Genomic DNA, 13,737 nt, shown 5'->3' with positions numbered 1-13,737 from the left:
GAGACTGCTCACGGACCATTTGGGTTGGTTCCTGAGAAGAACGTGTCTCTTCGCATGGGGAACGCTCGAACCGTAATCGATGAGACGTCGACAGGGATACAGGGGTTAACCGCGAGGAGGTGACGAGGCATAACGCTGAAAGGCTCTTGCACACTTGCTTTAACGCGCATTTTCCCTGATTTCACGAAAGAGATTCCCCTTTCTGCTCTTTGTTCGAGTGGATGGGGAATATACACTCGGGCAAAAATACAAGCGCAGTTCAGGAGACGTGCCCACGGAAATTATTACCCTCCGCATAAGCCTCACTCCAGTGCTTGTCTTTTCTTCTCATTCTCTTTCCTGCGAGCGTCTCTGAGACTCCACGTCCTTCAGCCGTGTCGCATTTGATCAAAGATAGACGGGCGCTGGGAAAGGCATGAGCACTTTCGGTAGCAGGGGAAGTACGTAGTACAACTATATTAATGGAGATATCGATGAAGAAACTTCTGTTCGGCGTGTTCGCATTGTCTGCGACGGCAACCGCGATGGCTCAGAGCAGCGTCACGTTATACGGCATCGTGGACAACGGTATCGCATACGAGACCAATCTACCGAAGGGGCATGTATTCGGTGCGCAAAGTGGAGGCTGGGCGCAATCGAGATTTGGTCTCAAAGGCAGTGAGGACCTCGGCGGCGGCACCCATGCAATTTTCACGCTCGAGTCCCGACTGAATACCATGACCGGGGCTTTCGCGAACGGAAGTTTCTTCGAGGGACAGGCGACCGTAGGCCTGCAGAATGACACCTGGGGTCAAATCAAGTTCGGGAACATGGGATCGGCTGAAATAAGTCAATACTCGGGCGACGTCGACCCACAGCAAACAAAGAAGTATGCGATTGGAACGCTGGTACGCGGCCGCATCTTCTCACAGGCAGGGAACGGCGCGGAGTACCTGTCGCCGACGATTGGCGGCTTTACCCTGCAAGGCCAGTATGATTTGACGAATTCGTCGACGTGGAATGCGGGAAATCCTGGAAGCGCACCGGGTCAACTCGGTACTTCCAGCGGACTCGGAAGCTCGCAGGGCCGCTCGGATGGTATCAAACTCTCTTACGCGAACAAGGGCCTTTTCTGGCAGGCGACCTATGACGAGGTTCGCGACGGAAACGGTCAATTCAGCAACGTGTACCTTGCTTCCCGGTCGATTCTCACGGGCTTGACGTACGCGTTCGGTCCTGTGACCGGATACGTTGGCTACCAACACCTGAGCGCTCCGAACGCATCGAATGCGGGCTATTTCGGCACGGCAACCCCGTCAGCGTTACCGGCGGGAACGAGCCTTCCGACAGCCGTCAATCATGAGTGGATTGGCGCGATCTGGCAGACGACCCCTGCGCTTGCTATCACCGGCGCCGTCTATCACGCGAACGCAAACAATGGGAACGGGAACGCGACTCTCTACACGTTGGGGGCGAACTATTCGCTGTCCAAGCGAACGCTCCTGTACACGGAACTGGCGTACGTTAGAAACAGTTCGTCGTCTAACATTGGCCTCGACAGCGGTCTGTATGGCGCGAATATCAACAACGACCCGGTCAACGGAAGCACTTCGAGCACCAACCCCAACTATGGCAAAAGCCAGTTTGGCGTTATTGCAGGGTTGGCGACGACGTTCTGATGCTGTGGATAGGTCCGGGTGACGACTTTCTTTCGGACCTATCAGACGCTGCGTCTGCACTTATGAGCGGTCGAATCAATCGCGGAAACGACTGGCGATGTGGTCCGGAATGTTTTCTGGCGTCACGACTACGACCGAAGAAGATGACGCGACAGAGGATGCTGGCAGGAGCTTGTGAAAGTGCATGACATGATGACACGCGGAGCGCATGTCCTGTCGGAGGTCATGATGCAAGATTGCCTGAATCCTTCCAGCGCGTAGAAGCTGCACATTATCCTTGTCCAGGTCGTGACCGATGAAGCAGACCGGAGCTTGCTGCTGCGCTTCCAGCGCGCGAAGAATCGCGACGTTACCCCCTCCCATGGAGTACACGGCAGCGATATCAGTACCATCGTTGAGAACGCTTCGGACTCGCTCTTCAGTCGGCAAATCAAGGCCATGTCCGCCGCTTGCATCAATCAGTCTGAGTTGGGGGTGGTGCTTGCGCAGTGCTCGACGAAAGCTTATTTCGCGCTCTTCTTCGCCCCGAAAATGCTCGTCGCTCATCGTTATCAACACGTTAGCCGGCTGGGGGCCCAGCAATAGGCCCAGAAGGTAAGCTGCCGTGGCCCCAGCGACGCGATTGTCGAGCCCGGCGTAGGCGATGCGGCCCGACAGAGGTATGTCGGTGAAGACGGTGACGACAGGAATGCCGTGATGCTGGAGTTCGCGGACCGCCTCGGCAATCTCGGGAACGTCGCGGGCCTTCAGAAAAACGCCATGGCTGCCTCTTCGGGCGATAGACCGAAGGGCATCCACGACTTCGGACGTCGTCATCGTCTCCCGCAACTGGAAGCGCGGACGAACAACCGCCGGGTGCATCAATGCGAGTTCCGCCTCGAGCGCATTTTTTATCTCGTCGCTGAACCGCGCTGGCGCTTCCACTACCACGTCGACCATGAGCTTGCGCCCCGTGGTCGCCAGGTTTAGCTCCTGTTTCTCAAGTTCTTTTATCGCCTGCTCAACCCGATTGCGAGTGTGCTCCCGGACGTTTGCGCGTCCGTTCAGCACCCTATCAACAGTTGCCACTCCAAGCCCTGCTTGAAGGGCAATTTCCTTGATCAAGAAGCGGTGAGCCAATCCGACCCTCCATTGTTGATAGTTTTTTGATGTGTTTCTGATAATTCGATCTGTGCTTTGCGAGCTATCCTACATCGAATATAGGAGGCACGTATGGACGACCGACGCGGAGACTATCTCACTGAGCGAACCAACTGGTATCGCGAAAGCGACTGCAGCTTGGGTGATTTCGTGACGGCGCTCAACGCGGCGGGGGAGCGCGGGCTACGCTACGCGGCAAAGTCGGTTCAAGCGATTCCTGTATACGAATGCCGCGAGTTGGAAGAAGTGCGCTCGTCTGAAACGGAAAGGCTTCAGCTACTGTCGGAGTGGGCCGAAGTCCTGCGAGATGGAGCGGGCGTCTTTGTGCTCAAGCGCGCTTTTGCCGACACCGGGTGCGTGGATGAGGCGACGGCCATCTTCGAATCGATTATTGAAGCCGAGAAGAAATCGGGCTCGAAGGCTGACCATTTCGCGAAAGCAGGCGCAAACGATCGTATCTGGAACGCGCAGGAAAAACTCTGCCTTGCGGCACCTGAGGTCTTCGCCAGATACTTTTCGAACCCTTGGCTGCCGGCGGCCGCCGAGGCATGGCTTGGCCCGTGCTTTCAGGTTACGTCCCAGGTCAATGTTGTCAGACCCGGCGGAGAGGCGCAGCAAGCCCATCGTGACTACCATCTGGGCTTCCAGACGGCCGAGGTGGCTGCGTCCTTTCCAGCGCACGTGCATTGGATGTCGCCTTTTCTCACGCTGCAAGGGGCCGTTGCGCACAGCGACATGCCTGTTGAGAGCGGTCCGACCAAACTCCTGCCTTACTCGCAGCGATACGCTCAAGGCTATGTGGCTTGGCGTAGACCCGATTTCCGCGAGTATTTCGAGAACAATTTCGCTCAGGTGCCGCTTGCCAAGGGCGATGCCATCTTCTTCAATCCGGCGCTATTTCACGCAGCCGGGTCGAATCGAACGAGCCACGTTCAGCGCATGGCAAACCTGCTTCAAATCTCGTCGGCTTATGGTCGGGCGATGGAAGCCGTGGATCGAACGCGCATGTCCGAGACTCTCTACCCAGTCCTTCGGGACAGATTTAAGACCGGCAAGATAACCGGGCTCGAGGCGCTGTCGGTGATTGCCTCGTGCGCCGAAGGCTATGCGTTCCCGACAAACCTTGACAGGGATCCGCCCGCCGGGGGACTCGCGCCGGAGAGCCAAGGCCAGATGATGCTCAGAGCGCTTCGGGAGGACTGGGAGCCGTCCGAGTTTGCGCGAGCCCTCGCGAAGCATGCCTGGCGTCAAGGGAACGGCGAATCCACTGAACTGATAGATTATTGATGTGTTTTTGTGACTAAAAGATAGCGCCACGGCACTATCATGATGCCGACGCGACACACGAAATGACTCAGCAAAGTCGCGCGTGCTCCCGCATCCGGCTTGGACGTGGGCGAACGAGGCGCAATGGTGCAAGGGCATGGATCAGTTCAAGGAACTACAACTATTCGTCGAGGTGGCCGAGACGGGCAGCATCAGCCGGGCTGCGGAAGCTGTCGAGCTTTCCATCTCGGCCGCAAGTCGGTATTTGATTTCGTTGGAGGCGAGACTTGGCGTCCAACTGGTGCGCAGGACGACTCGCAACCTTTACCTGACTGAGGCTGGCGCCGAGTTTCACCGACGCTGCAAATCCATCCTCGCCGATCTTGGCGAAGCAGAAGCTGTCACCAAGGAAGCGGTTGTGCGTCCAAGCGGTATCCTTCGCGTCACCGCTTCGCTATCGTTCTGCATGCTTCACATCGCGCCGATGCTTCCTGATTTCACGGCGCGCTACCCCGACATTACAGTGGACGTGGTAGCGGCTAACCGTTACTGCGACATCATCGAGAACGGCATCGACGTCGCGATTCGTACGAAAGTCCTCGAGCCAGATAGCAACATAACCATTAGAAGATTGGCTTCGACACGCCGCATATTGGCCGCATCGCCCGGCTACATCGAGGCGAACGGGCGCCCGCGCTTCCCGGCGGAACTCGCGAAGCACAGGCTGCTGAACTATCAACTCGCCGACAATCCACGCGAGCTTTCATTCACACGTGGTGGTGAGAACGTCGTTGTCAGAGTGAAGCCGTTAGTGGAATCGAATGACGGCCAGATATTGCGTATCGCCGCGTTAGACGGCATGGGCATTCTGGTGCAGCCCAAATACATCATCTACGACGACCTCAAGGCAGGCCGCCTTGTCCCGGTGCTCGACGACTGGGACCTTCCTCGCCTAACCATGAACATCGCGTTTCAGACTCGCTCACACCTACCTGTAAAGGTACGCCTGTTCATTGATGCGCTCGTCGAGCGGTTTCACCAGAACGAATACGAACGGCATTGGACAGCGTGAGCCTGCGCTCATCGCTTTTGGGGTTTCTTCCCACCCAGCGCGAAAGACTTTCCCTTTCTAGCTCTGTTTTGCCAGTCACGACGAATATAGACTCGTCTCAAAGCTACAGAAGAGATTGATGGAGACACGCAATGCAAAGCGCAACCTCTGCAGTTCCGTCCGCATCGCCTTATTTCGATGAGGCTCGCTCGGCCGAAGTCGTCAATGCCCGTATGAGCGAAGATGCCGACGCTCGCCTGAGTCAGGTGATGTCGGTTCTGGTCAAGCATCTTCATGCTGCGGTCAAGGAAATTGAGCCGACGCATGAAGAGTGGTTCACCGCCATTCGCTTCCTGACCGAGACGGGTCAAATGTGCACGGACTGGCGGCAAGAGTACATCCTGCTCTCGGACGTTCTGGGCGTCTCGATGCTCGTTGATGCAATCAATCATCGTCGTCCGAGTGGTGCTACGCCGAACACGATTCTGGGTCCCTTCTACATCGCCAACGCACCTGAATATCCGAACGGCGCGAACATCTGCCTGGACGGAAAGGGCGAGCCCATGGTTGTTGAAGGCCGGGTTGCCGATATCAAGGGAAACCCGATTCCTGACGCGAAGCTCGAGGTCTGGCAGACCAACGACGACGGCTTCTATGACGTGCAGCAGAAAGGCATTCAGCCTGACTCAAATCTTCGCGGCGTTTTTACGTCGGATGCTGAGGGCCGCTACTGGTTCAAGTCTGTCAAGCCGCGTCACTATCCGATTCCTTCGGACGGTCCGGTCGGCAAGCTCCTCGCCGCAATAGGCCGACATCCGAACCGAGCTGCTCATCTGCACTTCATCGTAACCGCGCCTGGCTTTGACCCGGTCATCACTCACATTTTTACGCCCGACTGTCCGTATCTTCCCGAAGACGCGGTATTCGGCGTCAAGCGTGAACTCATAGCTGAATTTAACAAGATTGACGACCCGAAAGCTGGTGAGCGCGTCGGGATCTTGTCACCGTTTTGGTCTGTGTCGTGGGACTTCACCCTCGCGACGTCCACGAAGCCCACGCGGGCAATCCCGTAATCGTTTGGTGCGCGGGAGCGTGCCGCCGAAAAAACTGATGACATTGAGAGATACAGGAGTACTACATATGAGCGCGAAGAAAGAATTGCTGGCTGCGTACTGGACACTCGCTGGCGACGTCTATCCGTGTGCACCGAACGAAATCAGCCCGTTCCCGCTGCGCGACCGCTGCGAAGCAGCTTCGCGTGCCGGCTGGAGCGGTATCGGTCTCATTCTCGATGATCTCGAGCACAGCATCGGGAAGTACGGAGTGTCCGGCGTCAAGAAGATTCTGGACGACACGGGCATGAAGTACTTCGAGCTCGAGATCCTCATGGACTGGTACTTCGACGGCGAGGCGCGCGCCAAGTCGGACGATTGCCGTCGCCGTTTCATCGAACTGGGCGGCGAACTGGGCATGCGCAATCTGAAAATCGGTGCGAGCCCCTTCGACAAGAATCCGGCCGACTTTCCCCGCATGACCGACGAATTCGGGAAGCTTTGCCAGGACGTGGCGGCGGTTGGCGCCACGGTTGCAATCGAGTTCATGCCTTTCTCTCCCATTCGAAACATCGCAGAAGCGCTGCAGGTTGCTCAAGGCGCCAACCAACCCAATGGCGGCCTGATGGTTGACCACTGGCACGTCGCACGCGGTGGCAGCCCCTATAGCGAAGTCGCCCAGATCCCCGCGCGCTTCATCAAGGGCGTAGAGATGGATGACGTCGGCGCACAGGTTAAGGGGTCGTTGTTCGACGACTCGACCTTTAATCGCCAGCTTTGTGGCGAAGGTGCAGGTGACTGCCCCGCCTTCGTCGATGCCCTTGAACAAGCAGGTTGCACGCTGCCGTACTACGGCGTGGAGCTCATCTCTGAGGTGCACCGGAAATTTCCGCTCGACGAGATGGCAAAGCGCGCTTACGACACCACCATCGCGCAGTTTTCGGCAAAAACCGCGACTTCTGCTTGAAGCTCTTGACCTTAACCGACAACGTATTTCTGGAGACTCACATGATTCGAATCGCCGTACTCGGTGCCGGCCGCATTGGTCGCATTCACGCTGGCAACGTCGCCGCGAGCCCGAACGCAAAACTGGTCGTGGTGGCAGACCCTGTTGAAAGTGCGGCTAAGTCGCTGGCTAGCCGTCTGGGCTGCGAGGCCTCGACGGACGCTGCGGCAGTCCTTGAGCGCAACGACATCGACGCAGTGGTCATCGGCACGCCGACTGATACGCACATCACGTTCATGCTCGAAGCCGTCAAGCGCGGCAAGGCTGTTCTGTGCGAGAAGCCCATCGATCTCGACATGGAGAAGTCGCTGGCCGCGGCAAACGAAGTCGAGCGACTGGGCGGTCGCGTCATGCTCGCGTTCAATCGACGTTTCGACCCGACATCGCAAGCCTTCCGCAAAGCGATCGACGCAGGCGACGTCGGCGAAGTGCGCCAGGTCATCATTTCGAGCCGTGACCCGGGCATGCCTCCGCGTGACTATGTCGAGCACTCGGGCGGCATCTTCCGCGACATGGTGATCCACGATCTGGACATGGCTCGCTGGTTGCTCGGCGAGGAGCCGGTCGAGGTAATGGCGATGGCCAGCCGTCTCGTCGACGAGTCGCTTGAGAAGCTGACGGACTTCGATACGGTGATGGTGCAGTTGCGGACAGCTTCGGGCAAGCAATGCCACATCAACTGCTGTCGCGAAGCCGTGTACGGCTATGACCAGCGCATGGAAGTGTCGGGTTCGAAGGGAATGCTTCTGCAAGAAAACCTGCGTCCTTCGACGATTCGACGCTGGTCCAAGGAAGCGACCGACGTCCGCGAGCCGCTGCTCAACTTCTTCCTCGAGCGCTACGAGGCTGCATACAAGGCCGAACTCGAAGCCTTCGTCGAAGCACTGAACGCCAACTCGCCTTTGCCGACCTCCGTTCAGGACGGGCTGAAGGCGCTGCGTCTGGCGGACTGCGCGCTCGAGTCGGCGTTGTCGGGCAAAGCCGTCAAGGTGTAACGGGAAATCTGGAGGAGATAGGTCATGACGCGAAAGATCGGTCCCAACGAAACGCTCGGCGTAGCATGTCTTGGCATCACTCACCCCCATACGTCCGGGCGGGTCAAGGCAATCCAGCGTCGCACCGACGCAAAGATGCTCGGTGCGTGGGACAAAAGCCCGCTGCTCACACCGTTCGTCGACGCGCTCGGTCTCGAGGCGCGCTCGAAGGAAGATATCCTGGCGGACGAGAATGTTCATGTCGTGCTCGTCCACTCCAAGAGCGAGAAGATGGCCGATCTGACCATTGAAGCGCTCGAGGCCGGCAAGGCAGTGTTGTGCGAGAAACCTGCTGGCCGCAGTTCCGTCGACGCCAAGCGCATCGTCGAGGCTGTGGAGCGTACGGGCGGACTCGTGCAAGTCGGCTATTGCTGGCGCTTTGCACCATCGGTCGATGCCATGCAGGCGGCACTCAAGAGCGGACGTCTCGGCAAAGTTGTTCAGGTGCGCGCCCACGGCGGCTGCTCGCACGATGAGGCCGGAACGCCGCACATGACCCAGCCAGGTGATATTGGCGGCGCGGTATTCGTTATTGGATGCCATCTGGTGGACCGCATCCTTCTGCACTTCGGCTTGCCCCGCTCTGTCAACGCGCGTATCACGAAGTTTCCGAACTTCCACGGTGACGAGTCCCGTGAAGATGCTGCCGGTGCGGTGCTGAACTACGAAGACAAGATTGTCACGGTCGACTTCATGTCGTGGGACGTCCTGCCGTGGACCGAGAGCTGGGATATCACCGCCTACGGAACGGAAGGCATCATGTCTTCGCGCTCGCTGCCCGCGAGCTTCAAGATTTATGACGCGGGCAAAGGCGACCATCCGGAGGGCTGGACCGAGTGGCAGGAGACCAGCTTCCCGGAAATATGGGCAACAAAAAAGACGGAGTATTCGCCCGATATCGCCGAAATCGGCAACCCGGTGTACTTCGATCGGGAATCGAACGCGTTCTTCGACGCTTTGCGCAACGGCACGCAGTCGGTTGTGCCGGCTACGCAGGCGTACAACATTAGCCGTGTCATCGAGGCCATGTTCGCTTCTTCCAAAGAAGCGGGTGCAGAGGTCTTGATCGGTTAAGCATTTGAATGGCTGACGCCTTCGGGCGTCGGACGAGGATTCTGTACTTCATAAACCGGCAACACAAATACGCATTCCTAAATAGGAGACGAAGTCATGAAAATTCTGAAAAATGTCGCGCTCATCCTGGCTGCTTCGGCAGCTTTCTCGGCAATGTCTGGCGCTGCTTTCGCCCAGGATAAGGGTGTTATTGGCATTTCACTGCCCGACAAGACTGAATCCCGCTGGATTACCGACGGCAAAAGCATGGTTGATGCACTGAAGGCGAAAGGCTACTCGGCCGACCTCCAGTACGCAAACTACGACGTTCCGACGCAGGTGAACCAGGTCGAGAACATGCTTGCGAAGGGTGTCAAAGCACTGGTCATCGCACCGATCGACGGAAAGACTTTTTCCGACGCTTTGGCGCTCGCCCAGAAGAAAGGCATCAAGGTCATCTCATACGACCGTCTGATTAGCCAGACCAAGGATGTCGACTACTACGCAACCTTCGACAACTATGGCGTCGGGGTTCTTCAAGGACAGAGCATCGTCAGCGCATGGCAGAAGGCCGGCAGCAAAACCCCGTTCAATATCGAAGTGTTCGGTGGTTCATCGGACGATAACAACGCCCATATGGTCTACGCGGGCGGCATGTCGGTCCTCAAACCGTACATCGACAGCGGCAAGTTCGTGGTTCGGAGCAAACAGGTTGCCTTCGATAAAGTCGCGACGCGCAACTGGGATGGCGCGACGGCTCAAGCTCGAATGGACAACCTGCTGAGCGCTTTCTACGGCAAGGACCACCTCGACGCGGTCTGGACGCCCAATGACGCAATTGCAGTTGGCGTTATCTCATCGCTTAAGGGCATCGGATACGGTTCGGCCCAGCAAACCATGCCCGTTGTCACGGGCCAGGACGCAGACATCCAGAACGTCAAGAACATTGTTCGGGGCGACCAGACCTCGACCGTGTTCAAGGACACTCGCAAGCTTGCTGGCGTGACCGCCGAGATGGTCGACAACGCGCTGAGCGGCAAGCAGGTGCCTGTCAACGACACGAAGAGCTACAACAACGGAACGAAGATCGTTCCGACTTATCTCGTGAAGCCAATCCTTGTCGACAAGGCCAATTACCAGTCGGAGTTGGTGACCAGCGGTTACTACACGCAGGCCCAAATCAAGTAAGGCATCTGAACGTCCGCGTGGCGGGGTGCCCACCAGCGCCTCGCTTCACGCAGACACGCTCGCGAGCGTGACCAATCAGAGGAATTTGACCATGGATACCATTCTGGAGATGCGCGGAATTCAGAAAAGCTTTGGCGCTGTCAAAGCCCTGAATAACGTCAATCTGAGGGTCCGTCAGGGCGAGATTCACGCCATTTGCGGAGAAAACGGCGCGGGAAAATCGACCCTGATGAAGATCCTCAGTGGGGTCTATCCGCACGGCTCTTATTCTGGCGACGTCCTTTACGACGGTCAGGAGCGGGCATTCGCCGATATTTCCGATAGCGAGGCAGTCGGAATCATCATCATTCACCAGGAGTTGGCCCTCGTACCGATGCTCTCGATTACCGAGAACATCTATCTGGGTAACGAGCAGTCGAAGCGCGGCGTCATCGATTGGCAGGTGTCGCGTGCGAAGGCAAAGGCGTTGCTGGCGAAGGTCGGCCTCTCAGACTCGCCAGATTCACCGGTCGGCACGCTTGGGATTGGCAAGCAGCAACTCATCGAGATTGCAAAGGCATTGTCTAAAGAGGTTCGCCTGTTGATTCTCGACGAGCCCACCGCAAGCCTGAATGAAAAAGACAGCGACACACTGCTTAGTCTTCTGCTCGAACTCAAGTCGCGCGGTGTGACGTCAATCATCATTTCGCACAAGCTGAATGAGATTTCGCGCGTTGCGGATGGAATCACCGTTATCCGTGACGGCTCGACGGTCGACGCCCTCGACTGCAAAGCCGAGAGCGTGAGCGAAGACCGAATCATCAAGGCGATGGTCGGCCGCGAGATGTCTGACCGGTACCCGCCACGTACGCCAAACATCGGCGAAGTCATTTTTGAAGTGAAGGATTGGCGTGTCCAGCATCCCACGCAGAGGGACCGTGCCGTCATCAAAGGCGTCAATCTGGAAGCGCGCAAGGGCGAAATCGTTGGCATCGCAGGGCTGATGGGTTCTGGGCGTACGGAGCTCGCCATGAGCGTCTTCGGTGGCACCTATGGTCAGGACATCACGGGCCAGGTGCTGATGCACGGAAAGCAGGTCGACGTTTCATCGGTACAGAAGGCCATCAAGGCGGGCATCGCCTACGTGACAGAAGACCGGAAAGGCAACGGTCTGCTCCTTGACGACAACATCAAGCGAAACATCACGCTGGCGAACCTGATTGGGGTGTCCAGATTTGGCGTCGTCGACGAGCACGAGGAGATAAAGGTTGCGACCGATTTTCTAAAGAAGCTCCGGATCCGCGCTCAAGGCGTTACCCACGTTGTTGGCAACCTGTCGGGTGGAAACCAGCAGAAGGTGGTGCTGAGCAAGTGGCTGTTCTCTGAACCCGAGGTACTGATTCTCGACGAGCCTACGCGAGGCATCGATGTGGGAGCGAAGTACGAGATTTACAACATCATCAATCAGGTGGTCGCGGCAGGTAAGTGTGTGGTCATGATTTCCTCGGAAATGCCCGAACTGCTTGGTATGTGTGACCGCGTGTACGTCATGAACGAAGGCCGGTTTGTCGGCGAATTCACCGCAGAAGAAGTCTCGCAGGAAAAGATTATGCGGGCGATTATGCGAAATGGAGGCATCGAAAATGCGTAAGGCACTCTCTCCAGTGGTCGCCGAAGGCGCCGAGGTTAAGAAAAGCGAAGTTTTGGGTGTGGTGAAGCGTATTGGCAGCGAGTATGGACTGCTCATTTCGCTCGTCATCATCATGGTCTTCTTTCAGGTCTCGACGAGCGGCGTATTGATGCAACCGCTCAATCTGACCAATCTGGTGCTTCAGAACAGCTACATCGTCATCATGGCCCTTGGCATGCTGATGGTGATTGTTTCAGGCCACATCGACCTGTCCGTCGGTTCAACGGCCGGTTTGGTGGGCGCGTTGGCGGCAGTATTGATGGTGCAGTTCGAGGTCAACTATATCTGGGCAACCATCATCTGTATTGCGGCCGGCGCGCTGATCGGCGCTGTGCAAGGCTACTGGATTGCGTTCTGGCGGATGCCTTCGTTCATCGTGACGCTGGCCGGCATGCTGGTTTTCCGCGGCATGACAAACCTCGTTCTGCAAGGTCAGTCCATCGGCCCGTTCCCTGATGCATTCGGCGCCGTGAGTTCGGGTTTTATCCCGGACCTTTTTCACGGACAGGCACTTCACATCACTTCGATAGTCCTTGGCGCGTTTGTCGGCGCGCTTTTTTTCGCGATTGAGCTTCGGCATCGCGCCGGCGCGGCGAAACATGGCGTCGAGAGTGGCTCGTTCTCGATGTTCGTGGCGAAGAATCTCGTCCTTACGGCACTGATAGTGTTCTTCTGCTACCTGCTTGCATCCTATCGTGGCCTGCCTACCGTGCTCGTCATCATGGCTGTGCTGATTGGTGTGTACACGTTCATCATGAATCGCACCACGATCGGTCGACGTATCTACGCGGTTGGCGGCAATGCAAAGGCAGCGAGATTGTCGGGTGTCAGCGTTCCGGCAGTGAGCTTCCTGACCTTTGTGAACATGGGTGTCCTTGCGGCACTGGCAGGTCTGATTTTCGCCGCACGTCTGAATAGTGGAACGCCGAAGGCTGGCACGGGATTCGAGCTCGACGTCATCGCAGCGTGTTTCATCGGCGGCGCTTCCGCCTCTGGTGGTGTCGGAAAGGTGGTCGGAGCGGTTGTGGGCGCCTTCATCATGGGCGTGATGAACAACGGCATGTCCATCATGGGCATCGGTGTGGATTATCAGCAGGTTATCAAAGGTATCGTTCTGCTCGCGGCCGTGTTCGTCGACGTGTACAACAAGAACAAAGCGTAACTACTTTCCTATGGCAGACCGGATTTAGAACTCAGCGGGGCTTGGTGCGTGGCGAGGCCCAACTGATATGCATACTTGAGTCATGAGATTGCATCTCGAACATTTGGCCTGGTAATAAGCAACACTAATGGAATCGAATATGGTCAAGCATATCGTGATGTGGAACGTTCGCGGTGAGACTCCCGAGCAAAAGAAGGAATCCGCTGTGCTCGTAAAGACTGCGTTCGAGAGTCTGAGCGGAAAGATTCCCGGACTTACCAGGCTGGAGGTCGGGCTGGATGTAAGCGCCGTGGATTATGCCTGCGACGTAGTCTTGTACACAGAGTTCGAAAGCCAGGAGTCGCTCGACGCGTATGCGTCGCACCCTGAGCATCTGCGAGTGAAGCAGATCGTGGGTGACGTTCGTATCGCTCGCCACCAGGTCGACTACATCTAAGCGAGCTGTACCGTTTGACCAC

General features: G+C 57.1%; 12 protein-coding genes. 11 read left to right on the top strand and 1 reads right to left on the bottom strand.

Annotated features, from left to right (window positions below; all coding sequences use genetic code 11):
• Positions 1–473: 473 nt before the first annotated feature.
• On the top strand, positions 474–1,658 hold the full coding sequence (locus M0D64_RS29600) for a porin (RefSeq protein WP_154563845.1): 1,185 nt from the start codon (positions 474–476) through the stop codon (positions 1,656–1,658).
• Between the two features lie 75 nt (positions 1,659–1,733).
• Here the strand turns inward: M0D64_RS29600 and M0D64_RS29595 are convergent, their stop codons facing one another.
• On the bottom strand, positions 1,734–2,777 hold the full coding sequence (locus M0D64_RS29595; RefSeq protein WP_266260378.1) for a LacI family DNA-binding transcriptional regulator: 1,044 nt from the start codon (positions 2,775–2,777) through the stop codon (positions 1,734–1,736).
• A gap of 93 nt (positions 2,778–2,870) precedes the next feature.
• Between M0D64_RS29595 and M0D64_RS29590 the strand changes: the two genes are divergently transcribed.
• The 10 genes from M0D64_RS29590 to M0D64_RS29545 all read left to right on the top strand — a co-directional run bounded on the left by M0D64_RS29590 (position 2,871) and on the right by M0D64_RS29545 (position 13,715).
• Positions 2,871–4,085 carry a phytanoyl-CoA dioxygenase family protein gene (locus tag M0D64_RS29590; protein WP_266260377.1) on the top strand — a complete coding sequence of 405 codons (1,215 nt, stop codon included), beginning with the start codon at positions 2,871–2,873 and terminating at the stop codon, positions 4,083–4,085.
• Between the two features lie 136 nt (positions 4,086–4,221).
• The gene (locus tag M0D64_RS29585) at positions 4,222–5,136 is read left to right on the top strand and encodes a LysR family transcriptional regulator (protein WP_266260375.1); all 915 of its coding nucleotides are present in this window, start codon (positions 4,222–4,224) and stop codon (positions 5,134–5,136) included.
• 131 nt (positions 5,137–5,267) lie between these two features.
• The gene (locus M0D64_RS29580; RefSeq protein WP_266260373.1) at positions 5,268–6,188 is read left to right on the top strand and encodes an intradiol ring-cleavage dioxygenase; all 921 of its coding nucleotides are present in this window, start codon (positions 5,268–5,270) and stop codon (positions 6,186–6,188) included.
• Positions 6,189–6,255: 67 nt separating this feature from the next.
• Positions 6,256–7,134, top strand: a complete 879-nt coding sequence (locus M0D64_RS29575) for a sugar phosphate isomerase/epimerase (protein WP_266260371.1) — start codon at positions 6,256–6,258, stop codon at positions 7,132–7,134.
• 41 nt (positions 7,135–7,175) lie between these two features.
• Positions 7,176–8,168 carry an inositol 2-dehydrogenase gene (gene iolG, locus M0D64_RS29570; RefSeq protein WP_266260369.1) on the top strand — a complete coding sequence of 331 codons (993 nt, stop codon included), beginning with the start codon at positions 7,176–7,178 and terminating at the stop codon, positions 8,166–8,168.
• 24 nt (positions 8,169–8,192) lie between these two features.
• Complete coding sequence (locus M0D64_RS29565; RefSeq protein ID WP_266260368.1) at positions 8,193–9,281, top strand: Gfo/Idh/MocA family protein; 1,089 nt, start codon at positions 8,193–8,195, stop codon at positions 9,279–9,281.
• A gap of 96 nt (positions 9,282–9,377) precedes the next feature.
• Positions 9,378–10,448, top strand: a complete 1,071-nt coding sequence (gene chvE / locus M0D64_RS29560; RefSeq protein WP_154563861.1) for a multiple monosaccharide ABC transporter substrate-binding protein — start codon at positions 9,378–9,380, stop codon at positions 10,446–10,448.
• A 91-nt stretch (positions 10,449–10,539) separates the two neighbouring features.
• A complete protein-coding gene (mmsA, locus tag M0D64_RS29555; protein WP_266260366.1) occupies positions 10,540–12,078 on the top strand; it encodes a multiple monosaccharide ABC transporter ATP-binding protein in 1,539 nt (512 codons plus the stop codon).
• Entirely contained in the window at positions 12,071–13,279 is a 1,209-nt protein-coding gene (mmsB, locus tag M0D64_RS29550; RefSeq protein WP_154563865.1) for a multiple monosaccharide ABC transporter permease, read from the top strand. Before mmsA ends, mmsB begins: the two co-directional genes overlap by 8 nt.
• A 139-nt stretch (positions 13,280–13,418) precedes the next feature.
• Positions 13,419–13,715: a Dabb family protein gene (locus tag M0D64_RS29545; protein ID WP_054033905.1), complete on the top strand. Its 297-nt coding sequence runs from the start codon at positions 13,419–13,421 to the stop codon at positions 13,713–13,715.
• Positions 13,716–13,737: the final 22 nt, after the last annotated feature.

The sequence above is a fragment of the Paraburkholderia sp. WS6 genome (assembly GCF_030464835.1).
GTDB lineage: Bacteria > Pseudomonadota > Gammaproteobacteria > Burkholderiales > Burkholderiaceae > Paraburkholderia > Paraburkholderia madseniana.
Note: the sequence above shows the minus strand (reverse complement) of the source record. Positions and strands in the feature narration are given on the sequence as shown.

What these genes read in the sequence shown, in the direction of transcription:
- M0D64_RS29590 (WP_266260377.1), top strand. Translation starts at nt 2,871, where the DNA reads ATGGACGACCGACGCGGAGACTATCTCACTGAGCGAACCAACTGGTAT.
- M0D64_RS29575 (WP_266260371.1), top strand. Translation starts at nt 6,256, where the DNA reads ATGAGCGCGAAGAAAGAATTGCTGGCTGCGTACTGGACACTCGCTGGC.
- M0D64_RS29585 (WP_266260375.1), top strand. Translation starts at nt 4,222, where the DNA reads ATGGATCAGTTCAAGGAACTACAACTATTCGTCGAGGTGGCCGAGACG.
- iolG (WP_266260369.1), top strand. Translation starts at nt 7,176, where the DNA reads ATGATTCGAATCGCCGTACTCGGTGCCGGCCGCATTGGTCGCATTCAC.
- mmsB (WP_154563865.1), top strand. Translation starts at nt 12,071, where the DNA reads ATGCGTAAGGCACTCTCTCCAGTGGTCGCCGAAGGCGCCGAGGTTAAG.
- M0D64_RS29580 (WP_266260373.1), top strand. Translation starts at nt 5,268, where the DNA reads ATGCAAAGCGCAACCTCTGCAGTTCCGTCCGCATCGCCTTATTTCGAT.
- M0D64_RS29600 (WP_154563845.1), top strand. Translation starts at nt 474, where the DNA reads ATGAAGAAACTTCTGTTCGGCGTGTTCGCATTGTCTGCGACGGCAACC.
- M0D64_RS29565 (WP_266260368.1), top strand. Translation starts at nt 8,193, where the DNA reads ATGACGCGAAAGATCGGTCCCAACGAAACGCTCGGCGTAGCATGTCTT.
- chvE (WP_154563861.1), top strand. Translation starts at nt 9,378, where the DNA reads ATGAAAATTCTGAAAAATGTCGCGCTCATCCTGGCTGCTTCGGCAGCT.
- mmsA (WP_266260366.1), top strand. Translation starts at nt 10,540, where the DNA reads ATGGATACCATTCTGGAGATGCGCGGAATTCAGAAAAGCTTTGGCGCT.
- M0D64_RS29545 (WP_054033905.1), top strand. Translation starts at nt 13,419, where the DNA reads ATGGTCAAGCATATCGTGATGTGGAACGTTCGCGGTGAGACTCCCGAG.